This is a genomic window from Pseudomonas sp. NBRC 100443 (genome assembly GCF_030268185.1).
In the GTDB taxonomy this organism is placed as follows: domain Bacteria; phylum Pseudomonadota; class Gammaproteobacteria; order Pseudomonadales; family Pseudomonadaceae; genus Pseudomonas; species Pseudomonas citronellolis.
Window position 1 is genome coordinate 20,975 of record NZ_BSQE01000010.1, and the last position, 26,681, is coordinate 47,655.

General features: G+C 68.2%; 24 protein-coding genes. 13 read left to right on the forward strand and 11 right to left on the reverse strand.

Translation table 11 applies throughout. From position 1 onward, the window contains the following. Window positions 1-14 precede the first annotated feature (14 nt). Together QSJ95_RS14825 and QSJ95_RS14830 are read left to right on the forward strand one after the other, a co-directional pair. Window positions 15-3,278: a hybrid sensor histidine kinase/response regulator gene (locus tag QSJ95_RS14825; RefSeq protein ID WP_285643284.1), complete on the forward strand. Its 3,264-nt coding sequence runs from the start codon at window positions 15-17 to the stop codon at window positions 3,276-3,278. Window positions 3,279-3,341: 63 nt separating this feature from the next. Further along, complete coding sequence (locus QSJ95_RS14830; protein ID WP_009618015.1) at window positions 3,342-3,992, forward strand: response regulator; 651 nt, start codon at window positions 3,342-3,344, stop codon at window positions 3,990-3,992. A gap of 9 nt (window positions 3,993-4,001) precedes the next feature. Here QSJ95_RS14830 and QSJ95_RS14835 read toward each other — a convergent pair whose 3' ends face one another. From QSJ95_RS14835 to QSJ95_RS14855, 5 genes are all read right to left on the reverse strand, one after another. Continuing rightward, window positions 4,002-4,733 carry a fimbrial biogenesis chaperone gene (locus QSJ95_RS14835; protein ID WP_285643287.1) on the reverse strand — a complete coding sequence of 244 codons (732 nt, stop codon included), beginning with the start codon at window positions 4,731-4,733 and terminating at the stop codon, window positions 4,002-4,004. Then, window positions 4,730-6,028, reverse strand: a complete 1,299-nt coding sequence (locus QSJ95_RS14840; protein ID WP_285643289.1) for a fimbrial protein — start codon at window positions 6,026-6,028, stop codon at window positions 4,730-4,732. The genes QSJ95_RS14835 and QSJ95_RS14840 overlap by 4 nt, the downstream gene beginning before the upstream one ends. Window positions 6,029-6,048: 20 nt before the next feature. Further along, window positions 6,049-8,688 carry a fimbria/pilus outer membrane usher protein gene (locus QSJ95_RS14845; RefSeq protein ID WP_285643291.1) on the reverse strand — a complete coding sequence of 880 codons (2,640 nt, stop codon included), beginning with the start codon at window positions 8,686-8,688 and terminating at the stop codon, window positions 6,049-6,051. A gap of 14 nt (window positions 8,689-8,702) precedes the next feature. Continuing rightward, a complete protein-coding gene (locus QSJ95_RS14850; RefSeq protein ID WP_285643293.1) occupies window positions 8,703-9,431 on the reverse strand; it encodes a fimbrial biogenesis chaperone in 729 nt (242 codons plus the stop codon). Between the two features lie 96 nt (window positions 9,432-9,527). Beyond that, the gene (locus QSJ95_RS14855; protein WP_009618021.1) at window positions 9,528-10,058 is read right to left on the reverse strand and encodes a fimbrial protein; all 531 of its coding nucleotides are present in this window, start codon (window positions 10,056-10,058) and stop codon (window positions 9,528-9,530) included. 353 nt (window positions 10,059-10,411) lie between these two features. Here QSJ95_RS14855 and QSJ95_RS14860 point away from each other — a divergent pair, with 353 nt between their 5' ends. The 4 genes from QSJ95_RS14860 to QSJ95_RS14875 are packed head-to-tail and all read left to right on the forward strand — an operon-like array spanning window position 10,412 to window position 13,322. Beyond that, a complete protein-coding gene (locus QSJ95_RS14860) occupies window positions 10,412-10,783 on the forward strand; it encodes a YciI family protein (protein ID WP_285643296.1) in 372 nt (123 codons plus the stop codon). Window positions 10,784-10,832: 49 nt separating this feature from the next. After that, the gene (locus QSJ95_RS14865) at window positions 10,833-11,615 is read left to right on the forward strand and encodes a DUF899 domain-containing protein (protein WP_285643298.1); all 783 of its coding nucleotides are present in this window, start codon (window positions 10,833-10,835) and stop codon (window positions 11,613-11,615) included. A gap of 15 nt (window positions 11,616-11,630) precedes the next feature. Continuing rightward, window positions 11,631-12,059, forward strand: coding sequence for a YybH family protein (locus tag QSJ95_RS14870; RefSeq protein ID WP_285643300.1), 429 nt, complete (start codon window positions 11,631-11,633; stop codon window positions 12,057-12,059). Window positions 12,060-12,068: 9 nt separating this feature from the next. Next, the gene (locus tag QSJ95_RS14875; protein ID WP_285643302.1) at window positions 12,069-13,322 is read left to right on the forward strand and encodes an RNA polymerase sigma factor; all 1,254 of its coding nucleotides are present in this window, start codon (window positions 12,069-12,071) and stop codon (window positions 13,320-13,322) included. Between the two features lie 163 nt (window positions 13,323-13,485). On the opposite strand, the gene QSJ95_RS14880 is transcribed toward QSJ95_RS14875, so the two are convergent. After that, a complete protein-coding gene (locus tag QSJ95_RS14880; protein WP_043272413.1) occupies window positions 13,486-14,178 on the reverse strand; it encodes a Crp/Fnr family transcriptional regulator in 693 nt (230 codons plus the stop codon). Between the two features lie 161 nt (window positions 14,179-14,339). Between QSJ95_RS14880 and QSJ95_RS14885 the strand changes: the two genes are divergently transcribed. From QSJ95_RS14885 to copD, 3 genes are all read left to right on the forward strand, one after another. Next, complete coding sequence (locus QSJ95_RS14885) at window positions 14,340-15,203, forward strand: SDR family NAD(P)-dependent oxidoreductase (RefSeq protein ID WP_285643304.1); 864 nt, start codon at window positions 14,340-14,342, stop codon at window positions 15,201-15,203. A gap of 320 nt (window positions 15,204-15,523) precedes the next feature. Next, on the forward strand, window positions 15,524-15,889 hold the full coding sequence (copC, locus tag QSJ95_RS14890) for a copper homeostasis periplasmic binding protein CopC (RefSeq protein ID WP_069861757.1): 366 nt from the start codon (window positions 15,524-15,526) through the stop codon (window positions 15,887-15,889). 19 nt (window positions 15,890-15,908) lie between these two features. After that, complete coding sequence (gene copD / locus QSJ95_RS14895) at window positions 15,909-16,769, forward strand: copper homeostasis membrane protein CopD (protein WP_069861755.1); 861 nt, start codon at window positions 15,909-15,911, stop codon at window positions 16,767-16,769. Between the two features lie 217 nt (window positions 16,770-16,986). On the opposite strand, the gene fahA is transcribed toward copD, so the two are convergent. Both fahA and hmgA read right to left on the reverse strand, forming a co-directional pair. Beyond that, a complete protein-coding gene (fahA, locus tag QSJ95_RS14900) occupies window positions 16,987-18,291 on the reverse strand; it encodes a fumarylacetoacetase (protein ID WP_061560815.1) in 1,305 nt (434 codons plus the stop codon). Between the two features lie 4 nt (window positions 18,292-18,295). Continuing rightward, window positions 18,296-19,585 (reverse strand): homogentisate 1,2-dioxygenase, encoded by a 1,290-nt coding sequence (gene hmgA / locus QSJ95_RS14905; protein WP_285643311.1) that lies wholly within the window; start codon window positions 19,583-19,585, stop codon window positions 18,296-18,298. Window positions 19,586-19,686: 101 nt separating this feature from the next. Between hmgA and QSJ95_RS14910 the strand changes: the two genes are divergently transcribed. Then, the gene (locus tag QSJ95_RS14910; RefSeq protein ID WP_058488646.1) at window positions 19,687-20,475 is read left to right on the forward strand and encodes an IclR family transcriptional regulator; all 789 of its coding nucleotides are present in this window, start codon (window positions 19,687-19,689) and stop codon (window positions 20,473-20,475) included. Between the two features lie 208 nt (window positions 20,476-20,683). Here the strand turns inward: QSJ95_RS14910 and hppD are convergent, their stop codons facing one another. From hppD to pobA, 3 genes are all read right to left on the reverse strand, one after another. Beyond that, the gene (gene hppD / locus QSJ95_RS14915; protein WP_043272420.1) at window positions 20,684-21,760 is read right to left on the reverse strand and encodes a 4-hydroxyphenylpyruvate dioxygenase; all 1,077 of its coding nucleotides are present in this window, start codon (window positions 21,758-21,760) and stop codon (window positions 20,684-20,686) included. Between the two features lie 171 nt (window positions 21,761-21,931). Continuing rightward, complete coding sequence (maiA, locus tag QSJ95_RS14920) at window positions 21,932-22,561, reverse strand: maleylacetoacetate isomerase (protein ID WP_285643316.1); 630 nt, start codon at window positions 22,559-22,561, stop codon at window positions 21,932-21,934. A gap of 128 nt (window positions 22,562-22,689) precedes the next feature. After that, on the reverse strand, window positions 22,690-23,874 hold the full coding sequence (gene pobA, locus QSJ95_RS14925) for a 4-hydroxybenzoate 3-monooxygenase (protein ID WP_285643317.1): 1,185 nt from the start codon (window positions 23,872-23,874) through the stop codon (window positions 22,690-22,692). A gap of 163 nt (window positions 23,875-24,037) precedes the next feature. Between pobA and QSJ95_RS14930 the strand changes: the two genes are divergently transcribed. The 3 genes from QSJ95_RS14930 to pcaH all read left to right on the forward strand — a co-directional run bounded on the left by QSJ95_RS14930 (window position 24,038) and on the right by pcaH (window position 26,676). Then, window positions 24,038-24,910 carry a helix-turn-helix domain-containing protein gene (locus QSJ95_RS14930; RefSeq protein WP_249917696.1) on the forward strand — a complete coding sequence of 291 codons (873 nt, stop codon included), beginning with the start codon at window positions 24,038-24,040 and terminating at the stop codon, window positions 24,908-24,910. Further along, on the forward strand, window positions 24,907-25,836 hold the full coding sequence (gene pcaQ, locus QSJ95_RS14935) for a pca operon transcription factor PcaQ (RefSeq protein ID WP_009618054.1): 930 nt from the start codon (window positions 24,907-24,909) through the stop codon (window positions 25,834-25,836). The genes QSJ95_RS14930 and pcaQ overlap by 4 nt, the downstream gene beginning before the upstream one ends. A gap of 120 nt (window positions 25,837-25,956) precedes the next feature. Beyond that, the gene (pcaH, locus tag QSJ95_RS14940; RefSeq protein ID WP_058072712.1) at window positions 25,957-26,676 is read left to right on the forward strand and encodes a protocatechuate 3,4-dioxygenase subunit beta; all 720 of its coding nucleotides are present in this window, start codon (window positions 25,957-25,959) and stop codon (window positions 26,674-26,676) included. Window positions 26,677-26,681: the final 5 nt, after the last annotated feature.

A 26,681-nucleotide genomic window follows, 5' to 3' on the forward strand; every position in this document is an offset into this window, starting at 1 on the left:
CTACAGTCAGCGCATTGTCGCTGCTGAAGGAACCGTGTCTCGTGAAGTCCGATCGCTCCGTGGAACACGACAACAGATTGTTGCTGAAATGGGCGAGCATTTCGCAGGGCCTGAACATCGGCCTGCTCTGCGTAGCGGTGCTGGCCGTGTCGCTGTTCGGCATCTGCTACTGGGCGCTGGGGCGGGTGGTCGAGGAAGAGAAGGACAAAGTCAGCTTCCACTTCACCCGCCTGATGGGGGATATCCGCGAGCATGAGACCTTTCTCGCCCGCATTGCCCAGAAAAGCGATGATGCCACCCAGAAGAAGGACCAGGATGTCGTGCCATTGCAACGTCGGCTGCTGACGCGGGAAAGCGGCCTGGAAATCTATGAAGGGCGCGAGTTCTCCTTTGCCATGCCTTTCATCCTGGCCACCGGGCGCGAGCTGGACGAAGGCGGTTCGTGGGGACCCTTCTCCCTGGGCGTGCTGCTGGCCAACTTCTATGGCAGCTTCTGGAGTATCTCGCCATACCCGGCGCCGCAGCTGCTGGTCTTCGACCTGAACGGCGACACCAACCTGGCGGTGCCGGCCATCGATACCTCGGCGACGCATGACGGTCCGCGCGATACCTACCCGGAGCTCGCCGCGCGTATCCTCGCGCGTCTGCACGAGCGGCCACCAGGGAGCGACGACCTGCGCGTGCACTGGGCGCGTGCCGACCACTACCGCGGTCAGGCCCGGGAGCTGCTCGGCTACGTCGGCGTTGAGCTGCCCGCTCCGCTGTGGTGGCAGGGCGAAACGCGCCGCTCGATCGTCGCCGCGAGCCTGCTCGACCTGGGGCGTATCAACGATTTCGAACAATTGATGGAGCGTCCGGCCTTCGCGTCCTTCAGCCTGGCTTCGCCGGATGGCGAGATACTGGTGGGGACAGCGCCGCCGGCGGACCTGGTCGATGGCCTGAACCTGAGTCGCCAGGGCATTCTGATCCAGTTGCGCAGCCAGCCGGAGAGCGGCTGGACTGCCGTCTACCGGATCGACTACGCCAGTTTCTTCCGCCAGGCCCAGTGGCTGTTGGCGGGCCTGCTGCTGCTCTTGCCCGGCTTCCTGCTGGCCGGCTGGTTGGGCTTGCGCTGGTATGCCCGCCGCGTGGTGCGCCCGGTGCACCGGGCGCACCGGCAACTGGTCGAGAGCGATACCTTCAGCCGTACCCTGATCCAGACCGCGCCCGTGGCTCTGGTGGTGCTCAGCCACGACGGTCGGAAACTGGTCACCTGCAATCACCTGGCCGCGCAGTGGTTGGGCGACGAGGCGGACATCCTCGCCCTGACCGCCGGCTGGAACCTTTTCGAGTCGCATGGCCAGGTGCCCGGGGGCATCTGCATCCAGGTCGGCGGACGCTACCTGCAGGCAGCCTTCGCGGCGACTCGCTATGCCGGTGTCGAGGCGGTGCTGTGCGTGTTCAACGATATCACCGTGCACTGCGAGGCGGAGGAGGCGCTGGCCAGCGCAAAGCGCGCGGCCGATGCCGCCAGCCAGGCCAAGACGCTGTTCCTGGCGAGCATGAGCCATGAGATCCGCACCCCCCTGTATGGTGTGCTCGGCACTCTGGAACTGCTCGGCCTGACCGACCTGGACAGCCGGCAGCGAGCCTACCTGCGCACCATCCAGAACTCCTCGTCGACCCTCCTGCAGTTGATCAGCGACGTGCTCGACGTTTCCAAGATCGAGGCCGGGCAGATGGCCCTGAACCCCGCCGCATTCAACCCCGCGGAGCTTGTGGAGGAAGTGCTGCGCAACTATGCCGCCAGCGCCGCGGCGAAGGGCTTGCAATTCTATGCTTGCATTGATGCGGGGGTGCCGGCGCAACTGCTGGGCGACGCCGCACGCATCCGCCAGATCCTCAACAACCTGGTGAGCAACGCGCTGAAGTTCACCGATATCGGTCGTGTGGTGCTGCGCCTGAAGTTGCTGGCCCGCGAGAACGGCCGTGCCAATCTGCAATGGCAGGTCGCCGACACCGGCGCTGGCATAGCCGAGGAACAACAGGGGCGCTTGTTCGAGGCTTTCTACCAGGTGCCCGGGGTACACCACACCAGCGGTACCGGCTTGGGGTTGTCGATCAGCTGGCGCCTGGCCGAGATGATGGGCGGCAGCTTGCGAGTGGTCAGCGAAGTGGGCTTGGGCAGCAGCTTCAGCCTGTTGCTCGAACTGCCCGAGGGTGGGCGCCAGGGGTTGGCCTTCCATCCGGCGTGCCTGCGGCCCGGCCCCGTATACGTCCATTCGCCGGTCCGCGAACTGGCCGACAGCGTTGCTGCCTGGCTGGAGTGCTGGGGCTGCAATGTGCTTGGCGGCGAGCCATCGTCCGACGGCTACGGGGGAGCGGTATTGCTGGAACTACTACCGGCGGCGGAGCCCCGAGCCTGGTCGGGGCCGCGGGTATGTGCGACGGCTGATGCACCCACCCAGCCTGAGCTGCGCGAGGATGGCTGGTACGTCAGCCTCTATAGCCTGACGGGCATTGCCCTGGCCCTGGCGCTGGCCCAGGGTAGCGAGCTGCCGGCGCCGGCCCGCGCGACCGCGAACATCCGCTCCGAGGGCCTGGGTCTGCACGTGCTGGTTGCCGAGGACAATCCGATCAACCAGACGCTGTTGTGCGAGCAGCTCGAAGAGCTGGGCTGCAGCGTGAGCCTGGCCAGCGATGGTCGGGAGGCCCTGCGGTTATTCGACGACCGCCACTTCGATGTGCTGCTCAGCGACGTCAACATGCCTAACATGAATGGGTATGAGCTGACCCAGGCGTTGCGCGGGCGCGGAGAGACTCTCCCGATCATCGGCGTCACCGCCAACGCCTTGCGTGAAGAGGGCGAGCGCTGCCGGGCGGTGGGAATGGATGCCTGGCTGGTCAAGCCGATCAGCCTGCGGACCCTCAACGATCTGCTCGGCGAACTGGTCGGTAAGCCCGGCCTGGTTGCGCCGCAGGAGTCCAGCGAGCCGGCCATGGCGGAGGAGCCCTTGCAGGTGCCCGAGCGCATGCGCTCGCTGTTCCTGGAGACCATGGGCAAGGATCTGGCGGCGACCCGCGAGGCTGCCGGCCGGGGCGACGCGGAGGCGCTGCGGCAGGGCGTGCACCGCATGGCCGGGGCCCTGGCGGTGGCGCGCGCACAGGCGCTGGTAATGGCCTGCCGGGAGGTCGAGGAAGGCCTCATGGAGGGCCGCCTGGGATGTACGGCCAGCGAGACGGCGCAGGTACTCGGACGCATCGAGCAGGCGCTGGAGCGCCTGAGGGAAGCGGGCTGACGAGGTCCCCGCCGACGGCGGGGCCAGTGGTTCGGCAATGCAGTCAGGATCCAAGAGAGGTTTATGGACAAGTTCAAAGTCGTGGTAGCCGATGACCATCCGATCGTGCGCATGGGCGTATGCGACATGCTCGAGCGCGACGGCCGCTTTCAGGTGGTGGGCGAAGCCTCCAGCCCCAGCGAACTGGTGACGCTGTATCAGCAGACCGATCCGGACATCGTCATCACCGACTACAGCATGCCCGGGGACGAGCGCTATGGTGATGGCCTGAAGCTGATGGACTACCTGCTGCGCAACTTCCCACGTACCCGGGTGCTGATCTTCACCATGCTCAGCAACAGCCTGATCCTTTCCAGCCTGTATGACCTCGGTGTGTCCGGCGTGGTGTTGAAGAGCGGTGACCTCGACGAGATCCTCAGGGCCCTCGACGTCATACTCCAGGGCCGTGCCTACCGTGGGCCCGGCATGCAGGATCCGAACAGCGTACTGGCCAGCCACGACGACGTGGAAGGGCGTATCGCCCGTTTGTCGCTGAAGGAATTCGAGGTGCTGCGCCACTTCGTCTCCGGGCTGAGCGTGCGTGACATCGCGCGGGTGCTCAACCGCAGCGTGAAGACCGTCAGCGCGCAGAAGATCTCGGCCATGCGCAAGCTGGAGGTGGATAGCGACCAGGCCCTGCTGACCTTCTGCGTGAAGGCCAATCTGTTCCAGTAACCGCCCGCCTCAGGGGGCCAGCGGCGCTTCGCCGGGAATCGGGAAGCCGGTGTCGTCCACCAGCCTGAAGCTGACCCGTGCGCCATTGGGGAGGGCGCCCTCTTCGAGCTGGTAGCGTTTTTCGCTGAAGGGCGGGGTCATCATGTCCATCTGCTGCTGCGCGGCCAGCGTACGGCCGTCGCCGCTGAGGCCCAGGGTGGTGAAGGAGGCATGGTAGGGCGTTGGGTTGCGGCACACCAGGAACCAGGCGTCGTCCTCGCGGCGCAGGTCGAAGGTCAGCTTTCCGGCGACCTGGTCCGGCGGCAGCGGCAGCTTCGCCGGGCGATAGAACAGCTTCAGCTGGGTGTTCATCGCCAGCTCCACGCGCGCCGGGTCGGGCTCCTTGCGCCCGGCGAGGGGGGGGATTTCATAGAGGTTCAGCCAGAATACCGATTCGCGGTCGCGCGGCAGCGCCTCGCCGGTGTGGATGATGCGCAGGCCCTGCAGGCCGCCCGGTTGCATACGGAACACCGCCGGCAACACGATGAACGGCGCCTGGGCGTTTTCCGGCGCGCCGCCACCGCCGTCCACCCAGGTCTGCACCACCACCGGGTAGGGGTTGGTGTTGGCCAGCATCAGCGAGCGTTCGCGCAGGCCCTCGTCGTAGATCACCCGGGTGCCGCCGGCCAGCACCCCGGCCTGGGCCGCCGGCAGCCCGGCGGCCAGCAGGGCGAGCAGCAGGAGCCGGGCAAGGGTGTTCATTGCACCTTCACCAGGACGTAGGCTGTGGCGTGTACCTTGCCGGGCGTGGCGGTATTGCCCGGCAGTTGCTGCAGGCTGGCGGTGAAGGTCTGCAGGTAGTTGGTGTAGCCGGACTGCGAACTACCCAGGGGATTGGCGCCATCCAGCACCGGGTACCAGCCGGCGTTGGGGCCGGTCGGGTACTGGCTGGGCAGGTTGCCGGTGTTGCCGGGCTGGCCGACGAAGACCATCGCGGTGCCGGCCCCGGCATTCCTCAGGGTGATGCCGACCCCCTGGGCCAGGTTCGGATCGTTGCCGTAGTTGTCCGAGACCAGGGCCTCCACGCCACCGCTGCCGTTGACCAGGCCCAGGCTCTGGGCCGCGCTGTAGGCGCCCGGCGACACCTGGATGCCGATGGCTGTTTGCCCGCTGGCGGTGCCTGAGGCCGCCGAGTTGCTGCATTCGATCTGTACGTTGAAGTTTGCCTGGGTACTGGCGCCGGCCTGCAATTGCTGCACCGAGATACTCTGGAAGAGCACCAGCGGGGTGGCGTTGCGCGCCACGCAGGTGGCGGTCTGGGTGATGCTGGCAGCGTCGCGCATACCGTAGCCGAAACCGTTGTCGACACCCCAGAAATCGTAGTGGCTGTAGCTGTCCTCACCGATTTCGTCGTGGCTGATGCCCGGTCCTACCAGTTGGATGTAGGCGTTGGGCTGCACGCAGGTGTAGTTGCGCGGCGGGGCCAGCGGGCCGCCGCAGGCATAGGCGCCGGAGGGGGGGAGTGTGCTGATGCGGTACAGTTCGGCCTGCAGGGGGGGAATGTCCTGTAGGCGAATCTGGATGTTGTTGCCGGATTCGACGTAGGTGGTGAGCGGGACCTTCTGCCAGTAGCGGCTGACGGTGACCCCGGACATGGTCAGCTTGAGCCCGACGTAGGAGAAGTAGGTGGCGTAGACCCCGCTCAAGCCGTCGACCGCGCCGGTTTCGTGCTGGCCGCCGACGCGGCTGTCGCCATTGGTCGCGACCAGGAAGTAGAGGTTCGGCAGGTCGGTCTTGGCGCAGGTCCACAGCACCGTCGAGGCGGTGGCGCCGCCGTAGGTGTAGTTGGTCGGCGGCACCAGGGCGCTGCCCAGCAGGCTGCCCACCGGCTGCAGGTAAGTGTCGGTGAGGTTGATTTTGCCGAAAGGAATCTGCGCCGTGCGGGTGTCTTCGGTCTGGGCCTTGCCGCTCATGGTGCAGGCGGCGTGGCCGAGCAGCGGCAAGCCCAGTAGGGTGCAGGACAGCAGGGCGGCGGAGAGGATAGGTCGTCTGTGCATGCTTGTCTCCTTGGCGGCCGTCATTCGGGGGTGCAGGTGGCTTCCAGGCGGATCAGCACCTGTTCCAGGTCCTTTCCGGTGGTGTCGTAGGGCAGGCTGCAGCGCTCGTCGCTGTCCTCGCCCCAGCGCAGGCTCAGGCGGCCCCGGGGCTTGTCGCTGCGCACGTAGACCTGGCTGCCCTGGCCGACCATGCCGATCACGCTGCCGCTTTCGTCGTAGGCCTCGGCGCCCGGCGGCACGGCCTGGCCGTTGGCCAGGCGGGTGCGGATCAGCAGGGCATTGCCGGTACGGGTCTTGAACCTGACCTTCACTGCGGCGCCGGCATAGGGCGCCACGCGCTGCTCGCCATCTTCCAGTTCGGCCTTGCCCTGCATGCCCTGGGGGTCGAGGGCCACGCTGTTGTAGCGGTACGGCGTGACCGCAGGCACCAGGGCGTAGCCGTTGCCGTCGATGGTGGTGCCCTGGGCGTTGAGCACCTTGGCTCCAGTGGCGCCCTTGGCCTCGACAAGGGCGAAGGTGTCGCCCAGGTAGGGCCCGAAGGTGACCCCGCCGGAGTGGATGGCCAGGGCGCCCTGGGCGTTGCCCGCGGCCTGCCAGTAGTCGTCGCCGCGCGAGGCGCTCAAGCCCAGGCTGGTGCTGGGCAGGCGCTTCTGCAGGTTGCCGTTCCATACCGTCTGGCGCATTTCCTGGTCGCGGGTGACGCCCAGGCTGTAGCTCAGAGTCTGGTCCTGGTCGGCCATGCCGGAGACTGTGCTCTGGTACTGGCTGCCACCGCTGGTGCTGTGGCTGTAGGAGTTGCTCAGGGTTGGCGTGCGGGTGTTGGCCTGGCTGCCCAGCGGTAGGGACACCGAGAGGGTGGTGATGGTGTCGACATCGCCGGAAGTGCTGCCGTTGTAGCCGAAGCCAGGGTAGGACGGGTCGTTCTGGTCATAGCCGCCCGGCACCCGCGAGTCGTAGCCGCCGATGCGCTGGCGGGCGACGGATAGGTTGACGCTCACACCGTTGCTGAAGGCGTTGCCGTAGCCCAGCTGCAACTGAGTATCGCGGTCGCGGCCGTCGCGGTAGTTCTGCGTCGAGCCGGAGAGGAACAGGTTGCCGTAGAGTCCCAGGCTCTGGTTGACCGAGACCTCGAAGCGTGACTGCTGCAGGTAGGTGTTGGATTGCCAGGTATAGCCATCGCGCGCCGCGTCGCGCACCCCGAGCACGTCGCCGAGGTCGCGGTAGCCGCTGGTGGAGTAGCGGTAGCCGGCGATGGACAGGGTGGTGTTGGTCGGCTGGAAGGTGCGGCTGTAGGACAGGTGCGCCATCCAGCCGTCGAGGTAGCCGATGTCCGGCAGGTCGGCGCGCGAGTAGGTCAGATCCAGGCCGAAGGCGCCCAGGCTGCTGGCGTACACGCCACCGAGCATCAGCGCCTGGTAGCCGTCGGCGACGCGTACGCCGCTGTTGGCGGTGACGGTATTGCTCAGGCCGCGCTGGTAGGTGAGGTCGCCGAACAGCGAGTCGTCGCCGATGTCACGGGTGCGGCCCAGGGAGAAACTGTAGCGCGAGATGCCCGGGCGCAGGGATTCGGGCACTGCCGAGAAGGGCACGCTGAAGCGGCTGGTGGAGCCGTCGGCCTCGGTCACCTCGACCTCCAGGTCGCCGTTGTAGCTGGTCGGGTAGAGGTCGGCGATCTCGAAGGGGCCGGGGGCCACGGTGGTCTGGTAGATCTCCTGGCCGTTCTGGCGGATCGATACCCTGGCGTTGGTCCGCGCCACGCCGCGCACGGTTGGCGCGTAGCCGCGCATGGAGTCCGGCAGCATGCGCTCGTCGCTGGACAGGTTCAGGCCGGTGTAGGCCAGGCCGGAGAAGAAACGTCCGGTGGTGTAGGTCTGGCCGAGCGACAATTGGCTGTCCATGGACGGCAGCGGCCGCTGCACATAGCTGCGGATGTTCTGCCAATGATTGCCGTAGTCGCGGTCGTAGGTCAGGTTCGACTGCTGGCGGTACTGCCACATGCCCAGGTTCACCCCGCCATTGAGCGACAGGTAGGCCGAGTCCTGGCTGCCGGAATAATCCCCGGTGTAGGACACGTGGTAGTAATTGCCGATGTAGTTGACGAAGCCGATGGCGCTGCCGGCGTCCAGGTCGGCAGGGTTCACGTAGCCGCGTGGCATGCGTTTCATCAGGCTCTGGGGCACGCTCAGGTCCAGGCGCAGGCGGGCCATGTCCAACTGGCTGGAGCTGCCTTTCAGCGCCTGATCGAGCAGCACGCAGTCACCTTTGGCAGCATGCTCCGGTGTGCCGTCGCCGATGTTCTCGGCATTGATGCCAGAGGCTTGCAACTGGTCTGGCGTCAGGCAGGGTTGCACCTGGCTGTCGGCGACATTGACGAAGCGTATGTCCGTGCGGTCGACGAAACGGTTATTGATGAACAGGTCGACCTTGTAGGTACCCGGGGCGACTGCGTTGACCTTGTTGAAGCGCGACAGCGTCGCCTGGCTCAGCGGGCCGCCACGGAACAGGCTGGAATCGAAGACGTAGCTGTCTGCCAGCAACTCCTCCGTGGACTTGCTGCCCCCCACCGCCATGGCGACGGCGGAGCACAGCAGCAGGACCGGCCCGGCGAGTCCTGCCGACTGGCGCGCGACGCGACGCGGAGGCGTGAATGGGAAGGCCATGGCGCGCTTCCGTATCAGGGCAGCAGGGGCAGTTCGCGGGTGACGTCGACGCCGTAGTCGTTGACCAGCGTCAGGCGCAGGCGGGCTTTGCCCGGGGCGCCGAGCGGGGTGCGTGGGCGCCACTGGGTCTGCGAGTGCGGCGGCACCATCAGCGAATCGGCCAGGGGCACGCTCTTGCCGTTCAGCAGCAGGCTGGCCTGGCGCACCACCGCGTGATAACCGGTGGGGTTGGTGACCTGCAGGGAGCCGTCACGCAACTGAAAGGACAGCTGTCCAGCCAGGTCGTCCGGCGAGCCGGCCAGGCCCTTGGGTCGATAGAACACCTTGAGGCGGCTGTTGAACATCAGTACCAGCTTGTTGGCGTCCTGGTCGCGGACCTTGATCGCCGGCACCTGGCTGAAATTGAGGTAGAACACCGACTCGCGGTCTTGCGGCAGGCCCTCGCCGGTATAGACCAGCCGTACCATCTGCCCGGCGTGGGGCTCCATGCGGAAGATCTGCGGGCTGGCGACGAAGGGCGCATCGGCACTTTCCACGGTGGACTTCGGGTTGCCCTTGTCCAGCCAGACCTGCACCAGGTTGGGGTGTGCGTCGGTATTGGTCAGCTGGATGGTCTTTTCCCTGGCTGCGGCGGGGTAGATCACCCGCGTCCCGGTCATCACTACGCTGGCCTGTGCCTGGCCTAGGCACAGGATACCGAGCAGGGCGAGGGCAGTGGACAAGTGTTTCAGATTTGTGGACATGACAACCTCCCGCGCGCGACACAGCGCACGCCGAGACGGAGTTCGGGAATAACGTCCGCCCGCCGTGCCATCAGCCGGCAGGCGGACGTGGGGTGCTTACAGGTAGCTGAGCGTGTACTCGGCGACCGCGGTCACCGCCCCGGCGGTGGCGCCGCCGTCTTCGGAGATGTACTGGGCACCGAACTGGTAGCTGGCGCTGGTCTCGCCGTCGGACAGCACCAGGCCGGACACCGGGGTCACGCCGTTGAGCACGATCGGCGTGGTGCCGGCAGCGTCGCTGGTCAGCTGGATGGCGACGTTGCCAGCCGGGTTACTGGCGGCGATGTTGCCCAGGTTGCCGCCAGTGGTGACGTTGTGGCCGAGGAAGTTGGTGGTGATCTGCAGGTCGCCGGTCGGTGCCTGGCAATCGCTGACGGAGATGGTGAAAGGAGTCAGGCCGGCCTTGGCGCCGGCGCCGCTCAGCTCGGTGGCGGTGACGGTGGGCAACAGCACGATGCTGTTGGTTTCGCCGTTGATGGTGGCCTGGCAGGTCTGCGCGGTGACCTCGCCCTGGAAGGTCACGGTCGGGGCGGCGAGGACGATGCCCGGAAGCGCGCCTACAGCGAAGAGCAGAGTCGAGAGTTTCATGGTGTTCACCCAGTGATCGAGATTGTCGGTGGTGTTTCCCCTCAAGGTGCGTGTCGTGGGTAGCGGAACAGCCTCTGCCCAGGCGTCGGCCCTTCTTCGGAAAACACCTACAACTATTTCCGAGTGGCCATCTGTCAGATATCAGATGTTTCTTAATCCCGATCAGTTTTGTGGGATCTAGTCGATTGATTTAGATCAATTTTTCTCGCCGTTCCGAAGCGGCGAATCGTCTCTCTCCGCCACGCCCTGGCTGACCGTTGGTCTGCCCGCCGCGTTTTTTCCGGTCCGGTGTCGATCCCCTCCGGCCCGGCGCGACTATAGGTATCTGCGTCCCACCGCCGGAGGAGCCGAGGATGAAATACCTGTGCCTGATCTACCTGGACGAGAAAGCCGCCGCGCAGCTGCCCGCCCATGACTACCGCGCCGTGGTGGAAGAGTGCCTGGGCTACGAGCAGCAGCTGCGCGAGCGCGGTCAGCTGCTGGCGGTGGAGGCCCTGCAGTCGGTGGAGAACGCCACCACCCTGCGCCACCGCGACGGCCAGCTGTCGGTCACCGACGGGCCCTTCGCCGAGACCCGCGAGCAGCTCGGCGGCTTCTACCTGATCGAGGCGTGCGATCTCAACGAGGCCATCCAGATCGCCGCGAAGATCCCGCCGGGGCGCCTGGGCTGCATCGAGGTGCGGCCGATCCGCGACTGGGAGCAGCACTTCGCCGCCCGGGGCTGAGCCCCGCCACCCGCCGCGGCGGCGAGCCGCGCGAAGAGGAGAGCCAAGCATGAGCATCGACAACTTCACCCTGCCGCCCGTGGTGCCCCGCGAAGACTGGCTGGCCGCGCGCAAGCGCCTGTGGCGGCTGGAGCGCGAGGCCACCCACGCCCGCGACGCCCTCAACGCCGAGCGGCGCAAGCTGCCGCTGGTGCGCATCGACAAGGACTACCGCTTCGAAGGCCCCAGCGGCCCGCTGCGCCTGCTCGACCTGTTCGAGGGCCGGCCGCAGCTGATCGTCTACCACTTCATGTTCCACCGCGACCGTGGCGAGGGTTGCGAGGGCTGCTCCTTCCTGGTCGACAACCTCGGCCGCCTGGAGCACCTGCACGCCCGCGGCACCACCCTGGCCCTGGTGTCCCGCGCGCCGCTGGCGGAGATCGCGCCGTTCCGCGCGCGCATGGGCTGGCGGCTGCCCTGGTACTCGTCCTTCGGCAGCGACTTCAACTACGACTTCCACGTCACCCTCGACGAGAAGGTGGCGCCGATCGAATACAACTACCGCGACCTGGACGAACTGCGGCGCCTGGGCCAGGACTACCACATCCAGGGCGAGCAGCCGGGCATGAGCGTCTTCCTGCGCGACGGCGACAGCGTCTACCACAGCTACTCCGCCTACGGCCGCGGGCTGGAGGCGCCGCTGTTCACCTACCACCTGCTCGACCTCACGCCCCTGGGCCGCGGCGAGGGCTGGGGCGGCATGGCCGACCTCGACGGCAAGGGCATGAACTGGCTGCGCTACCATGACCGCTACGACGACGAGCAACCGCCGCACGGCTGCTGCGCGTCCTGAGGAGGAGGAATCGCCATGGGAAGTCCCATCGACCCGGCCATCCAGCGCCTGCTGGACGGCTGGCTGGAAGCGGTACAGGCCGGCGACGTGGCGGCCATCGTCCGCCACTACAGCGACGACGTGCTGGCCTTCGACGCCGTGGCCCAGCTGCAGTTCGTCGGCCGCGAGGCCTACGCGCAGCACTGGCGCACCTGCCTGCAGGCCTGCCAGCAGACGCGCTTCGAGCGCCACCACCTGGCGGTGGAGCAGGGCGGCGACGTCGCCTTCGGCCACTACCTGTCGTACTGCGGCGGCAAGGACGAGAAGGGCGAGGAGAAGGCCTCCTGGGTGCGGGCGAGCATAGGCCTGCGGCGGGTGGACGGGGAGTGGAAGATCGTCCACGAGCATTTCTCCATTCCCTTCGATATGCACACCGGGCAACTGCTGTTCGACGCCCAGCCATGAGCCGGCCGCATGCATGACTACGCGCCGCCGTCGCTGCGCGATACGGTGGATGACATCTACCGCCGCGAATCGCGGCGCGTGCTGGCCACGCTGATCCGCCTGCTGGGCGACTTCGACCGCGCCGAGGAGGCGTTGCACGACGCCTTCGCCGCCGCCGTGGAGCAGTGGGGGCGCGATGGCCTGCCGCACAACCCGCGGGCCTGGCTGGTCTCCGCCGGGCGCTTCAAGGCCATCGACCACCTGCGCCGGCGGGTGCGCTTCGACGCCTCGCTGGAGCAGATCGCCCGCCAGCTGGAGATCGATGCCCAGGGCGAGGAGGAGGCCGAGCACGAAGGCCTGGAGGACGACCGCCTGCGCCTGGTGTTCACCTGCTGCCACCCGGCGCTGGCCGCCGACGCCCAGGTGGCGCTGACCCTGCGCGAAGTCTGCGACCTGCGCACCGAGGAAATCGCCCGGGCCTTTCTGGCGCAGCCTGCGACCATCGCCCAGCGCATCGTCCGCGCCAAGCAGAAGATCCGCGACGCGCGCATTCCCTACCAGGTGCCGGAGCCGGCCGAGTTGCCGCAGCGCCTGGCCAGCGTGCTGCGGGTGGTGTACCTGGTGTTCAACGAGGGCTACGCGGCCTCCAGCGGCGAATCCCTGACCCGCGCCGAGCTTTCCGCCGAGGCCATCCGCCTGGGCCGCCAGTTGCTGGAGCTGCTGCCGGAGCCGGAAGTGCTGGGCCTGCTGGCGCTGATGCTGCTGCAGGAGTCGCGGCGCGCCGCGCGCAGCGACGAGCACGGCGAACTGGTGCTGCTGGAGCATCAGGACCGCTCGCGCTGGGACGCCGGGCTGATCGCCGAGGGCCAGCGCCTGGTCGGCCTGGCCCTGGCCAGCCGCCGCTTCGGCCCCTACAGCCTGCAGGCGGCCCTGGCCGCGGTGCACGCCGAGGCACCGGACCTGGCCAGCACCGACTGGCCGCGGATGCTGGCGCTGTACGGCGCGCTGCTGCAACTGCAGCCCTCGCCGGTGGTGGAACTCAACCGCGCCGTGGCCCTGGCCATGCGCGACGGCCCCGAGGCCGGGCTGGCAGCGGTGGACGCCATCCTCGCCCGCGGCGAACTGGCCGACTACCACCTGGCCCACGCCGCCCGCGCCGACTTCTGCCGACGCCTGGGCCGCCCCGCCGAGGCCCGCGAGGCCTACCAGCGCGCGCTGGCGCTGACGCGCCTGGAGCCGGAACGACGCTTCCTCGAACAGCGCCTGCGGGAGTTGGAAACGTAACCGCGCCAAGCTCGACCACGACGTAGGGCGCATAACACCTACGGCGTTATCCGCCGTTTGACCGTGGTCCAGGCGGCTCCAAGGCTGACCTTGGCGTGGCTGTGACCTGGGCCAAACGGCGGATAACCGCGAACGGTTATACGCCCTACGCCCAGCCCATCATTTACGTTTGCGCCGCCATCTCCCGCAGCCGCTCCAGCGAGACGATGCGCAGCTGCCGGTAGCCCAGCTCCAGCGCGCCGCCGGCCACTAGCTCGCGCAGTTCCAGGGACAGCGTCTGGCGGCTGATGCCGAGCATCATCGCCAGCTCGTCCTGGCTGATGCGCACCAGCTGGCGCTGTTCGCCGTCGATGCTGCCGTCTCCGCGCGCCAGCTGTTCCAGGCGGCTGGCGATGCGGGCGCGGGTGGAGCGCAGCATGGCGTCTTCCAGCAGGCGGTAGACCAGGCGCGTGTGCTGCGCCTGGAGCACGCAGACGGCGCGGGCGAAGCCGTTGTCGAGCATCAGCCGGTCGAAGGTCGCCTGGTCCACGCCCAGCACCTCGCTGTCGCGGCTGGCGATCACGTCGTGGGTGCGCGGCAGGCCGTCGAGCATCGAGGCCTCGCCGAACCAGTGGCCCGGCTCCAGCACCGCGAGGATCGCCTCCTTGCCGTCCTCGCGCAGGGTCGAGGCCTTCAGCTTGCCCTGCAGCAGGGTGAGGAAGTGCTCGCCGCGGTCGCCCTGGCGGAACACGAACTCGCCGGCGCGCAGGCGCAGGCGCCGGCCCTCGGCGGCCAGGGCATGGCGCACCGCGGGGGCGAGGCGGGCGAACCAGGGGTTGGCGTCCAGCTGTTGCAGCAGCGCTTCGGTGTCGGTCATGGGGCGGGTTCGGGCAGTGGGTCGAGGCACTTTGACCGCCTTGCCCGGCCGCTGCAAGCCAGGGCCAATTGTCGGGTTTCCGGCAGTCCTGCGCCGCGCGCTGGCCTAGCCTGCCTGGCAGCGCGGGCGGCGTGCGCCCGCAGGCCAAGGAGAACAACAAGATGAGTTTCGCAGCCAAGGTAGTGTGGATAACCGGCGCCTCTTCCGGCATCGGCGAGGCGCTGGCGCTGGCATTGCTGGAGCAGGGCGCCGAGGTGATCCTCTCCGGCCGCCGCGTCGAGGCCCTGCAGGCGCTGGCCGGACGCGCCCCGCATCGGGCCCTGGTGCTGCCCTTCGAAAGCACCGACTACGAGCGCCTGCCGGCCCTGGTGGAGCAGGCCTGGGCCTGGCGCGGGCGCATCGACCTGCTGGTGAACAACGCCGGCGTCAGCCAGCGCAGCCTGGCCCTGGACACCGGCCTTGCGGTCTACCGCCAGCTGATGGAAGTGGACTACCTGGCCCCCGTGGCCCTGACCCAGGCCCTGCTGCCGCGCCTGGTGGAACAGCGCGGCGGGCAACTGGCGGTGGTCAGCTCGGTGGCCGGCAAGGTCGGCGCGCCGCTGCGCACCGGCTACTGCGGCGCCAAGCACGCGGTGGTCGGCTACTTCGAGGCGCTGCGTGCGGAAGTGGAGGCGGCCTACGGCATCGGCGTCAGCGTGATCCTGCCGGGCTCGGTGCGCACCGCCATCGCGCTGAACTCCCTGGAAGGCAACGGCACCCAGCGCGGCCGCTCGGACACCAACATCGACAACGGCATCGACCCGGCGGTGGCGGCCCAGACCATCCTCGCCGGCCTGGCTGCGCGGCAGCATGACATCGTGGTGGCCGAGGGGATGGAGAAGCTGGCCTTGCAACTGCGGCAGGCTGATCCGGAGAAGCTTTTTGCGCTGGTTGCGCAGGAGGGGGCGCGTCTGGCGCAGCAGCGGGAGGAGTTGGGGGCTGGGGCGTCTATCGATCCGGGGGATGTGAGTCGGTTGCAGGGGTGATGTTGTCTTGCTCGCGAATGGTGCTTCCAGGGGAGTTGGGTGGCTGGGTTCTAGAGCGCCCTCTCCCCAGCCCTCTCCCTGAAGGGAGAGGGGGCTTGTCCGTGCCGGCGGAGAGAATGGCGTTTGCCGGCTGACTCAGGAGTACCCAAGCATGCCGAACGGTCCCCTCTCCCTTCAGGGAGAGGGTTAGGGAGAGGGGGGGAGCAAAACCACAGCACCGAACTCACCAGCAAGCACCAACCCCCTACACCCCCAACCTCTTTGCTAAGCTGCCGGGTTTGCTAAGCTGCCGGGCGCCGCAATCCATTCGAGGTTCCGCCATGCGCCGTTCCCCCCTGTTCGCCACCCTTGGCCTGCTCGCCCTTCTCAACGCCCCCGCCGTCTTCGCCCACGCCCACCTGAAGAGCGAAACCCCCGCCGCCGACAGCACCGCCGCGCCCCCCAAGGAGCTGCGCCTGACCTTCTCCGAAGGCGTCGAGGCGAAGTTCACCAAGGTCACCGTCACCGCCGCCGACGGCAAGGCCGTGAAGGTGACCGGCATCGCCACCACCGAAGGCGACGCCAAGGTGCTGGTGGTGACCTTCGACCAGCCGCTGCCGGCCGGCGAGTACAAGGTGGAATGGCACGCGGTTTCGGTGGACACCCACAAGAGCAACGGCAGCTACGCCTTCAAGGTCGCGCCCTGAACCATGAGCCGCATCCGCCATGGATGACGCCCTGGTCTTCTGCCGTTTCCTGCATCTCGCCCTGACCCTGACGCTGTTCGGCGTGGCGCTGTTCCGTGCGGTGCTGCGCCGCCAGGAGCCCGCCGTGCTCGCTGCGCTGGACGGCCACGTGCTGGCCGGGCAACGCATCGCCGCCGCGCTGGCGCTGCTCAGCGGCCTGGCCTGGCTCGGCCTGGTGGCGGCGAGCATGGCCGGCGACTGGTCCGCCGCCCTGGACGGCCCGACGCTGCGGCTGGTGCTGGGGCAGACCTTCTTCGGCCAGGTCTGGGCCTGGCACCTGCTGGCGAACGTCGTGCTGCTGGTTGCGCTGTGCCTGCCGTTGTCGGTGGACAACCCGCTGCGCGTGCTGCTGGCCGGCGCGGTGCTGGCCAGCCTGGCGCCGGTGGGCCATGGCGCCATGCTCGATGGCTGGGCCGGCGTCGGGCTGATGCTCAACCAGGCGCTGCACCTGCTCTGCGCCGGCGCCTGGCTCGGCGGCTTGCTGTTGTTGGCGGCGCTGCTGTACCGCGCGCCGGATTCCACCCATGGCGAGGCGCTGCGGCGCTTCAGTGGCGTCGGCTACCTGTTGGTGGTCGGGGTTGCGGCCAGTGGGCTGGTGAACGTCTGGGCGTTGGTCGGGCAATGGCCGGACCCGCGCACTTCCACCTTCGGGCTGGTGCTGACGATCAAGCTGCTGCTGGTGGCGGGGATGCTCGCCCTGGCCCTGCTCAACCGCGTGGCCCTGGCCTTCCGTGAGAAGCGCCTGCTGGCGCTGCGGCGCAGCGTGGTGCTGGAGTGGGTGTGCGGGGTGGCTGCGGTGGCCGTCGTGTCGCTGTTGGGGACGTTGTCACCGGCGGGGTAGAGGGACGCCAAGGTTGGCTCCGCGCGATGCTGGGCCAAGGTCAGGCGGCGGATAACCGCGAACGGTTATTCGCCCTACGTCAAGGTCGGGCCTGGCGTAGGGCGCATAACGCCTACGGCGTTATCCGCCGTTTGGCCTTGGTTCCCGGCGGCTCCGGGGTTGATCTGAGCGTTGGCTGAGGCCCCGGTGTATCGGCGGATAACCGCGAACAGGTGTTTCAACGCGCCGGCAGGATGACTCCGCGGCACTCGCCGAAGCCGATGCGCGGGTAGCCTTCGCGTTCGCACCAGGCGCGGAAGATCACTTCGTCGCCGTCCTGTAGGAAAGTGCGCTGCTCGCCGCCGGGCAGCTGCAGCGGCTGCTTGCCGCCGAAGGTGCTCTCCAGCAGGCTGCCGAAGGCTTCCGGCGCGGGCCCGGAGAGGGTGCCGGAGCCGAACAGGTCGCCGGCCTGCAGCTTGCAGCCGCCGACGCTGTGGTGGGCGACCATCTGCGCCACCGTCCAGTACATGTTCTGCGTGTTGCTCAGCGCCAGGCGCAGCGGCTCGATGCCCTGCTCGCGCATGGCGGCGGTCTGCAGCAGCACTTCCAACTGGATGTCGAACGCGCCATGGGCCTGGTCGTGCTCGTCCAGCAGGTAGGGCAGCGGCTGCGGGTCGCCTTCCGGGCGCGCCGGCTGGGCCTTGCGGAACGGCGCCAGGGCCTCGGCGGTGACCACCCAGGGCGAAACGCTGGTGGCGAAGTTCTTCGCCAGGAACGGGCCCAGCGGCTGGTATTCCCAGGCCTGCACGTCGCGCGCCGACCAGTCGTTGAGCAGGCAGTAGCCGGCCACGTGCTGCTCGGCCTGGCCGATGCCGATGGCCTCGCCCATCTCGTTGCCCGGGCCGATCCAGATGCCCAGCTCCAGTTCGTAGTCCAGCCGCTTGCTCGGGCCGAAGCCCGGGGCCTCGGCGCCCGGCGCCAGAGTCTGGCCGTTGGGCCGGCGCACCGCGGCGCCGGAGGCGACCACGGTGGAGGCGCGGCCGTGGTAGCCGATGGGCACGTGCTTGTAGTTGGGCAGCAGCGGGTTGTCCGGGCGGAACAGGCGGCCGACGTTGTTGGCGTGGTGGATGCCGACGTAGAAGTCGGTGTAGTCGCCGACCTGGGCCGGCAGGTGCAGCTGGCAGTTGGCCTGGGCCGGCAGCAGGCTGGCGCCCAGCTCCTGCATCCGCGCCTGCTGCGGGCTGCCTTCGGCCAGCAACGCCTGCAACTGCTCGCGCAGCACGCGGCGCGGGCCGGCGCCCAGGGCGAAGAAGGCGTTGAGGCTGGCGCCGCTGGCGGCTTCGGCGGCGTGGCGGGCCTCGGCTTCGAACAGATCGGCGGCCAGCGCCGCCTTCAGGTCGAGGATGTGCTCGCCGATGGCCACGCCGCCACGCGGTTCGCGGCCGGGGCTGCTGAACACGCCCAGCGGCAGGTTCTGCAGGGGGAAGTCGGGGTGGCCGTTGGCGGAGTCGAGCCAGCTGCGGCGGGTGTCTGCCTGGTTCATGGGTTCAGTTCCTCTGGAAGGTCTTGGCCATGCCGCTCCAGCAGGCGTCGTAGTCGCGCTGCAGTTGCGGGCATTCGAGAGCGTAGCGGCTCGGGCGCAGCACGCGGCCGGTCTCGAACATGAAGGCCATGGTGTTTTCGATCTTGTGCGGTTTCAGCTCGGCGGCGATGGCCTGCACGGTGCTGGCGTTGTCCGGGCCGTGGGCGCTCATGCAGTTGTGCAGCGAGGCGCCGCCGGGGGCGAAGCCGTCGGCCTTGGCGTCGTAGGCGCCCTGGAGCAGGCCCATGAATTCGTTCATCAGGTTGCGGTGGAACCACGGCGGGCGGAAGGTGTTCTCGGCCACCATCCAGCGCGGCGGGAAGATCACGAAGTCGACGTTGGCCATGCCGTGGGTGTCGCTGGGCGAGGTGAGCACGGTGAAGATCGACGGGTCCGGGTGGTCGTAGCTGACCGTGCCGAGGGTGTTGAACAGGCGCAGGTCGTACTTGTAGGGCACGTTGTTGCCGTGCCAGGCGACCACGTCCAGCGGCGAGTGGTCCAGCTCGCAGGCCCACAGCTCGCCGAGGAACTTCTGCACCAGCTGCACCGGCGCGTCGATGTCTTCGTAGTGGGCCACCGGGGCGAGGAAGTCGCGCGGGTTGGCCAGGCCGTTGCTGCCGATCGGGCCCAGGTCGGGGATGCGCAGGGCGGCGCCGTGGTTCTCGCAGATGTAGCCGCTGGCGCTGGCGTCGAGCAGTTCGACGCGGAACTTCATGCCGCGCGGGATCACCGCGATCTCCAGCGGCTCGATGTCCAGCCGGCCCAGCTCGGTGGCCAGGCGCAGGCGGCCCTGTTGCGGGACGATCAGCAGCTCGCCGTCGGCGTCGTAGAACACCCGGTCCATGGAGCGGTTGGCGCGGTACAGGTGCACGCTGACGCCGCTGGCCTGCTCGGCGTCGGCGGTGGCGGCGAGGGTCAGCAGGCCGTCGAGGAAGTCGGTGGGCTCGCCGGGGATGTCCTGGGGGTTCCAGCGCAGGCGGTTGGGGTTCACCTGGCCCAGTTCGCGGCCGGGAATCTGCCGCGCCAGGCGCTCGAAGCGCGGGTGGCTGGCCGAGGGCTTGATGCGGTACAGCCAGGTGCGCCGGGCCTCGCTGCGCGGCACGGTGAAGGCGGTGCCGGAAAGCTGCTCGGCGTAGAGCCCGAAGGGCACCTGCTGCGGCGAATTCTGCCCCTGGGGCAGGGCGCCGGGCAGGGCCTCGCTGCTGAACTGGTTGTTGAAACCCGACAGGTAGGTGAGCGATACGGCGGACGACATGGCGACCTCGTTGTTTTTGTAATCGAATTACGAATAACGTAATTTGAACGCCGGAAGGGGTCAAGCTATAACAGCGCCTCCATCGACGAACGAGTCATTGCATGGCCATTCCCAGGGACACCGGCGACGCGCCGAAACGCCAGAAAGTGCAGGCCGCCGAAGTCGGCACCGACATCCTCAAGGGCCTGGCCGACCTGGCCCCGGCCACCTCGCTGTCGCGCCTGGCCGAGCACGTGGGCATGCCCGCGGCCAAGGTCCACCGCTACCTGCAGGCGCTGATCGCCAGCGGCTTCGCCGAGCAGGACGCGGCCACCAACCACTACGCCCTGGGCCCGGAGGCGCTGTTCGTCGGCCTGGCCGCCATCGGCCGGCTGGACGTGGTGCGCGCCGCCACGGCGCACCTGAGCGCGCTGCGCGACGAGCTGAACGAAACCTGCTTCCTCGCCGTGTGGGGCAACAAGGGGCCGACCGTGGTGCAGGTGGAGCAGCCGCTGCGCGCGGTGACCCTGGTCACCCGGGTGGGCTCGGTGCTGCCTCTATTGGGCTCGTCCACCGGCCTGGTGTTCAACGCCTACCTGCCCGACGGCGAGACCGCGCCGCTGCGCGAGGAGGAGAAAGGCATGCCTGGCGCGCTGGACGAGGCGGAGTTGCACAAGCAGACGTCGGAAATCCGGGCTTCCGGCTTGCACCATGTGCATGGGCTGTTGATGCCGGGGGTGAATGCGCTGTCGGCGCCGGTATTTGCGGTGGGTGAGCAACTGGCCGGGGTGGTGACGGTGGTGGGGGCAGCGAGTGCCTTTCGTGCGGAGACCCAGGGGCGGGCGGCGGAGTTGCTCAAGGAAGCGGCGGCGGCGATTACCGCGCGGATGGCGGGGCGTAGGCCGGAGTAGGGCGGATAACCGTTCGCGGTTATCCGCCGTTGGTCGGAACACCGTTGCCGGGGACGATGGCGGATAACGCCGTAGGCGTTATGCGCCCTACGGGGCCAAACAAAGCTCCGTAGGATGGGTTGAGCGAAGCGATACCAATCACCGTGGCCCGATGGGTATCGCAAGCTCAACCCATCCTACGAGAGCGCTTCGGAGCGGTGGGTCTGGCTCACTTCGTCTCCAACACCCCACGGCGAATCTGGTCGCGTTCGATCGACTCGAACAGCGCCTTGAAGTTGCCTTCGCCGAAGCCGTCGTCGCCCTTGCGCTGGATGAACTCGAAGAACACCGGGCCCATCAGGGTTTCCGAGAAGATCTGCAGCAGCAGCCGGCGGCTGCCGCCCTCGGAGGTGCCGTCGAGGAGGATGCCGCGGTTGCGCAGTTCTTCCACCGGTTCGCCGTGGTTGGGCAGGCGCTCTTCGAGCATCTCGTAGTAGGTCGCCGGCGGCGCGGTCATGAAGCGCATGTTCAGGCCCTTGAGGGCATCCCAGGTCTTCACCAGGTCGTCGGTGAGGAAGGCCACGTGCTGGATGCCCTCGCCGTTGAACTGCATGAGGAATTCCTCGATCTGCCCGGCGCCCTTGGAGGATTCCTCGTTGAGCGGGATGCGGATCATGCCGTCCGGCGCGGTCATGGCCTTGGAGGTCAGGCCGGTGTACTCGCCCTTGATGTCGAAGTAGCGGATCTCGCGGAAGTTGAACAGCTTCTCGTAGAAGTCCGCCCAGTAGGCCATGCGCCCGCGGTACACGTTGTGGGTGAGGTGGTCGATGATCTTCAAGCCGGCGCCTTTGGGGTGGCGGTCCACGCCTTCGATGAACTCGAAGTCGATGTCGTAGATCGACGAGCCCTCGCCGAAGCGGTCGATCAGGTACAGCGGCGCGCCGCCGATGCCCTTGATCGCCGGCAGGCGCAGTTCCATCGGCCCGGTGGGGATTTCCACCGGCTGCGCGCCCAGCTCCAGGGCGCGGGCGTAGGCCTGGTGGGCGTTCTTCACGCGGAAGGCCATGCCGCACACCGAGGGGCCGTGCTCGGCGGCGAAGTAGGCCGCCAGGCTCTTGGGCTCGTTGTTGAGGATCAGGTTGATCTCGCCCTGGCGGTACAGGTGCACGTCCTTGGAGCGGTGGCTGGCCACCTTGGTGAAGCCCAGGCTGGCGAAGATGGGTTCCATCACGCCGGGGGTGGGGGAGGCGAATTCGATGAATTCGAAGCCCATGAGGCCCATGGGGTTGTCGAAGAGGTCTGCCATGTTCGTGTTCCTCGCGGTGGACGCGCTTCTTCTTGTGCGCGTCCGGGATTCGGAAAGTCGTGGGGTCAGCTGCGCGGCTGGCGCGGCGGCGAGCAGGGCACGCCGCGCACGCTGCGGGCGAGGAAGTCGCCGATGGTGACTTTGAATCCGAGGCTGTGCATGGCGCGCTCCTCAGGCCGGCTTGTCGGCCTGGACGTCCGGGTGGGCCTGGCGGAAGGCCGGGTGCTCCAGGGCCAGGCGCTCTACCCTGAGTATGCGCGGGAATGGGCTCAGGTCCACCTCGAAGCGGCGGGCGGCGTACAGCTGCGGCAGCAGGTAGACGTCGGCCAGGCCCGGCTGCGGGCCGCAGCAGAAGCCTTGGTCGCCGATCAGCGCTTCCACGGCCTTCAGCCCTTCGCCGATCCAGTGGGCGATCCACTGGTTCACGCCGCCCTCGTCTATGCCCAGGGCGCGCAGGCGGTTGAGCACGGCGACGTTGTGCAGCGGGTGGATGTCGCAACCGATGAGCGCCGCCACGCCGCGCTGGTGGGCGCGCTGCAGGGCGTCGGCCGGCAGCAGGGCGGGCTCGGGGTAGCGTTCTTCCAGGTATTCGATGATCGCCGGCGACTGGATCAGCAGCTCGCCTTCGTCGGTGCGCAGGGCTGGCACGCGGCCTTGCGGGTTCAGCGCCAGGTAGGCGCCTTGGCGGTGCTCGCCCTGCAGCAGGTTGACCGGGACGTGCCTGGGCTGCAGGCCCTTGAGGGCCAGGGCGATGCGCACGCGGTAGCTGGAGGTGGAGCGGTAGTAGGTGTAGAGGTCCATGGACTCTCACTCGCAGGCAGCGTGCGCGTCGTGGCGGGCACTGTTGTTTTCGTAATTGCCTTACACTCTGCGTAATTTTTCCGCCGAGGGCAAGCCCCCGCCTCCTTCGGGGGCTCGCCGCGCTGCCTTCAGTCGATGCGTTCGAAGGGCAGGCCGACGTAGTTCTCGGCGATGCAGGTGCGCCCGGCCTGGGAGTCGAGGAAGTAGGCCAGTTCAGTATCGAGCATCTTCTGGGTGAAGGCGTCGTTGTCGGGGAATTTGTGCAGCATGCTGGTCATCCACCAGCTGAAGCGCTCGGCCTTCCAGATGCGCCGCAGGGCGACTTCCGAGTAGCGCTGCAGCAGCTCGACGCGGCCTTCGCCGTAGACCTTGACGAGGATGCGGTACAGGGCGTCGACGTCGCTGGCCGCCAGGTTCAGGCCCTTGGCGCCGGTGGGCGGGACTATGTGCCCGGCATCGCCGACCAGGAACAGCTTGCCGTACTGCAGCGGCTCCACCACGAAGCTGCGCAGCGGGGCGATGCTCTTCTCCAGCGACGGGCCGGTGACCAGGCGTGCGGCGGCGTCGGCCGGCAGGCGGCGCTTGAGTTCGCCCCAGAAGCGCTCGTCCGACCAGTCCTCCACCTTCTCCTCCAGGCCCACCTGCAGGTAGTAGCGGCTGCGGGTGGCCGAGCGCATGCTGCTGAGGCTGAAGCCGCGCTCGCTGCTGGCGTAGATGAGTTCGTGGTTGACCGGCGGGGTGTCGCTGAGCAGGCCGAGCCAGCCGAAGGGGTAGACGCGTTCGTAGGTCTTGAGCTTGTCCGCCGGGATGGTCTGCCGCGACACGCCGTGGAAGCCGTCGCAGCCGGCGATGTAGTCGCAGTCCAGGCGCGCTGTCTCGCCGTCCTTGCTGAAGGTGACGTAGGGTTTCTCGCCCTGTACTTCGTGCAGTTGCACGTCGCCGGCTTCGTAGATGCTCAGGGCGCCGCTGGCCTGGCGCGCTTCCATGAGGTCGCGGGTGACTTCGGTCTGGCCGTAGACCATCACGTTCTTGCCGCCGGTCAGGCCCTTGAGGTCAATGCGTTCGCGGCGGCCGTCCAGCACCAGTTCGAAGCCGTCGTGGGGCAGGCCTTCGGCGTCCATGCGGGCATTGGCGCCGGCCTCGCGCAGCAGGTCCACGGTGCCCTGTTCCAGCACCCCGGCGCGGATGCGCCCGAGCACGTAGTCCGGGCTCTGGCGTTCGAGGATGACGTTGTCGATGCCGGCGCGTTGCAGCAGTTGGCCGAGCAGCAGGCCGGAAGGGCCGGCGCCGATGATGGCAACCTGGGTTTTCATTGTTGTTTTCCTCGTCGTCGCGGGCCGGGGCCTGGTCGTAGGCACGCCCCCTGGCCGCGTAGTTGTTATTGGCACCTGCATTTTTGGTGGATGAATCGCTGCGCAGAAGGCAATATCCAACAGATAATCTGGATTTTTCGTGGATAGCCCCGGCGGCCTATAAATGCACAAGACGCCCGCTTCGAATCCGGTCCCGGTGTTCCAGCTCTACGGCGAGACCCACGCCTGGCCGACACCCGACCCCCTGCACTGCGAGACCATCCCGTCGCGCAGCAGCCTCTACGACTGGGAGATCCGCCCGCACCGCCACGCCGACCTGGTGCAACTGCTCTACGTGCGCGCCGGCGAGGCCGAGCTGGAAGTGGAGGGCAGCGTCACCCGCGTGCGCGAGGCCACAGTGCAGGTCTCGCCGCCCCTGTGCGTGCACGGCTTCCGCTTCACCGCGCAGATCGACGGCTACGTCCTCAGCCTGGCCCAGCCCTTCGCCGAGGAACTGCTGCGCCAGTTCGACCGCGCCGTGCTGGAACAGCCGCAGTGTTACGCGGTGGGTGAGGACGAGCGCTACCTGAGCACCCTGTTCGACTCCATCGAGCGCGAATACGCGCGCCAGGAGCCGGGCCGCGAGCTGATGCTGCGCTCGCTGGTCAGCGCCCTGCTGGTGTGGCTGGGCCGCCGCCACCTGCAGGCCAGCCACGCCGCCAGCGCCGCGCCGGACCGTGGCCGCGAGCACCTGCAGGCGTTCCGCCGGCTGGTGGAGGAACACTTGCGCGAGCACCTGCCGATCGAGCGCTACGCCGAGCGCCTGGGCATCAGCGCGGCGCACCTCAACGCCCTGTGCCGGCGCCTGGCCGGCGTCTCGGCGCTGCAGCTGATCAGCCAGCGCCTGCTGCTGGAGGCCAAGCGCAACCTGGTGTACACGGACATGACCGTGCAGGAGGTCTCCGACCAGCTGGGCTTCTCGGAGCCGGCGTACTTCTCGCGATTCTTCAAGCGCGGCACCGGGCAGTCGCCCAGGGCCTTCCGGGGTAACCGATGAACATCGACTCACGCATCAAGTTCCGCCACCTGCTGTGCTTCCTCGAAGTGGCCCGCCTGGGCAGCCTGGCGCGCGCCGCCGACCGCCTGGCGGTGAGCCAGCCGGCGGTGTCGAAGACGCTCAAGGAGCTGGAGGAAGTGCTCGACGCCAGCCTGTTCGAGCGCGGCAAGGGCGGCGCCGTGCTGACCGAGGCCGGCATCGCCTTCCTGCGTTACGCCGGGCCCTGCGTGCAGGCCCTGCGCGACGGCGTGGAGAGCCTGCGCGGCGGCGAATACGCGGCCAGCAGCGCGCGCCTGGGCGTACTTTCCACCGTGGAGGGCGCCTTCCTCCCGGAAGTGGTGCGGCGCCTGCACGCGCGCCATGGGGCGCTGGTGGTCAGCGTGGTCACCGGGCCCAGCGCGCACCTGCTCTCGCAACTGCGCGTCGGCGAGCTGGACCTGGTGGTCGGGCGCATGACCGACAGCCCGCAGATCCAGGGCCTGACCTTCGAACACCTGTACAACGAGCCGCTGACCCTGGTGGTGCGCGCCGGCCACCCGCTGCTGGGACGGCCGCTGGACGCGGCGGAGCTGGAGGCATACCCGCTGGTGCTGCCCACCGCCGGCACCACCATCCGCAAGCGCGTCGACAGCCTGTTCGTCGAGCACGGCCTGCGCCAGTCGTCGCGGCGCCTGGAAACCCTCTCGCTGAGCCTGAGCCGGCGCTACGTCGACGACAGCGACGCGGTGTGGATGGCGCCGCTGGACGCGGTGCGCGCGGCCCTGGGCAAGGGCGAGCTGGCCGAGCTGGCGCCGCAGCTGCAGGAGGCCGGCGGCTCGGTGGGCATCTGCAGCAACGCCTCGCTGCCGCTGTCCCTCGGCGCGCACTGGTGCCAGGAGGTGCTGCGCGAGGTGGGGCAGGAATACCGCGAAGGGGTTTATCCATAACCATTTGGTTATGGGTTGCGGGCAGCTTTTCAATTTTCCTGCGCGTCGAGCTGGCGGAAACTGCGGAGCACATGCCTGGTGCCCTACAGGCTCCTATAACTCCAACAACAGGAGACCGCCATGTCCGAAGTGGACAGCAGCCGGTTCGTCATCCGTGACCGCAACTGGCACCCCAAAGCCCTCACCCCCGACTACAAGACCTCCGTCGCCCGCTCCCCGCGCCAGGCGCTGGTGAGCATCCCGCAGTCGATCTCCGAGACCACCGGCCCGGACTTTTCGCACCTGAAGTTCGGCGAGCACGACAACGACCTGCTGCTCAACTTCAACACCGGCGCCCTGCCCATCGGCGAGCGCATCGTCGTCCACGGTCGCGTCGTCGACCAGTACGGCAAGCCGGTGCCCAACACCCTGGTGGAAATGTGGCAGGCCAACGCCGGCGGCCGCTACCGGCACAAGAACGACCGCTACCTGGCGCCGCTGGACCCGAACTTCGGCGGCGTCGGCCGCGCCATCACCGACAGCGACGGCCGCTACATCTTCCGCACCATCAAGCCCGGCCCCTACCCGTGGCGCAACGGCCCCAACGACTGGCGCCCGGCGCACATCCACTTCTCCATCAGCGGCCCATCCATCGCCACCCGGCTGATCACCCAGCTGTACTTCGAGGGCGACCCGCTGATCCCCATGTGCCCCATCGTCAAGTCGATCGCCAACCCCGAGGCGGTGCAGAGCCTGATCGCGCGCCTGGACATGGGCATGGCCAACCCCATGGATTGCCTGGCCTACCGCTTCGACATCGTCCTGCGCGGCCAGCGCCAGACCCACTTCGAGAATCGCTGAGGAGC

Bases quoted from the DNA above. Each gene is read 5' to 3' on its own strand.
- QSJ95_RS14830 (WP_009618015.1), top strand. From the start codon at position 3,342: ATGGACAAGTTCAAAGTCGTGGTAGCCGATGACCATCCGATCGTGCGC.
- QSJ95_RS14835 (WP_285643287.1), bottom strand. From the start codon at position 4,733: ATGAACACCCTTGCCCGGCTCCTGCTGCTCGCCCTGCTGGCCGCCGGG.
- QSJ95_RS14840 (WP_285643289.1), bottom strand. From the start codon at position 6,028: ATGCACAGACGACCTATCCTCTCCGCCGCCCTGCTGTCCTGCACCCTA.
- QSJ95_RS14845 (WP_285643291.1), bottom strand. From the start codon at position 8,688: ATGGCCTTCCCATTCACGCCTCCGCGTCGCGTCGCGCGCCAGTCGGCA.
- QSJ95_RS14850 (WP_285643293.1), bottom strand. From the start codon at position 9,431: ATGTCCACAAATCTGAAACACTTGTCCACTGCCCTCGCCCTGCTCGGT.
- QSJ95_RS14855 (WP_009618021.1), bottom strand. From the start codon at position 10,058: ATGAAACTCTCGACTCTGCTCTTCGCTGTAGGCGCGCTTCCGGGCATC.
- QSJ95_RS14860 (WP_285643296.1), top strand. From the start codon at position 10,412: ATGAAATACCTGTGCCTGATCTACCTGGACGAGAAAGCCGCCGCGCAG.
- QSJ95_RS14865 (WP_285643298.1), top strand. From the start codon at position 10,833: ATGAGCATCGACAACTTCACCCTGCCGCCCGTGGTGCCCCGCGAAGAC.
- QSJ95_RS14870 (WP_285643300.1), top strand. From the start codon at position 11,631: ATGGGAAGTCCCATCGACCCGGCCATCCAGCGCCTGCTGGACGGCTGG.
- QSJ95_RS14875 (WP_285643302.1), top strand. From the start codon at position 12,069: ATGCATGACTACGCGCCGCCGTCGCTGCGCGATACGGTGGATGACATC.
- QSJ95_RS14880 (WP_043272413.1), bottom strand. From the start codon at position 14,178: ATGACCGACACCGAAGCGCTGCTGCAACAGCTGGACGCCAACCCCTGG.
- QSJ95_RS14885 (WP_285643304.1), top strand. From the start codon at position 14,340: ATGAGTTTCGCAGCCAAGGTAGTGTGGATAACCGGCGCCTCTTCCGGC.
- copC (WP_069861757.1), top strand. From the start codon at position 15,524: ATGCGCCGTTCCCCCCTGTTCGCCACCCTTGGCCTGCTCGCCCTTCTC.
- copD (WP_069861755.1), top strand. From the start codon at position 15,909: ATGGATGACGCCCTGGTCTTCTGCCGTTTCCTGCATCTCGCCCTGACC.
- fahA (WP_061560815.1), bottom strand. From the start codon at position 18,291: ATGAACCAGGCAGACACCCGCCGCAGCTGGCTCGACTCCGCCAACGGC.
- hmgA (WP_285643311.1), bottom strand. From the start codon at position 19,585: ATGTCGTCCGCCGTATCGCTCACCTACCTGTCGGGTTTCAACAACCAG.
- QSJ95_RS14910 (WP_058488646.1), top strand. From the start codon at position 19,687: ATGGCCATTCCCAGGGACACCGGCGACGCGCCGAAACGCCAGAAAGTG.
- hppD (WP_043272420.1), bottom strand. From the start codon at position 21,760: ATGGCAGACCTCTTCGACAACCCCATGGGCCTCATGGGCTTCGAATTC.
- maiA (WP_285643316.1), bottom strand. From the start codon at position 22,561: ATGGACCTCTACACCTACTACCGCTCCACCTCCAGCTACCGCGTGCGC.
- pobA (WP_285643317.1), bottom strand. From the start codon at position 23,874: ATGAAAACCCAGGTTGCCATCATCGGCGCCGGCCCTTCCGGCCTGCTG.
- QSJ95_RS14930 (WP_249917696.1), top strand. From the start codon at position 24,038: ATGCACAAGACGCCCGCTTCGAATCCGGTCCCGGTGTTCCAGCTCTAC.
- pcaQ (WP_009618054.1), top strand. From the start codon at position 24,907: ATGAACATCGACTCACGCATCAAGTTCCGCCACCTGCTGTGCTTCCTC.
- pcaH (WP_058072712.1), top strand. From the start codon at position 25,957: ATGTCCGAAGTGGACAGCAGCCGGTTCGTCATCCGTGACCGCAACTGG.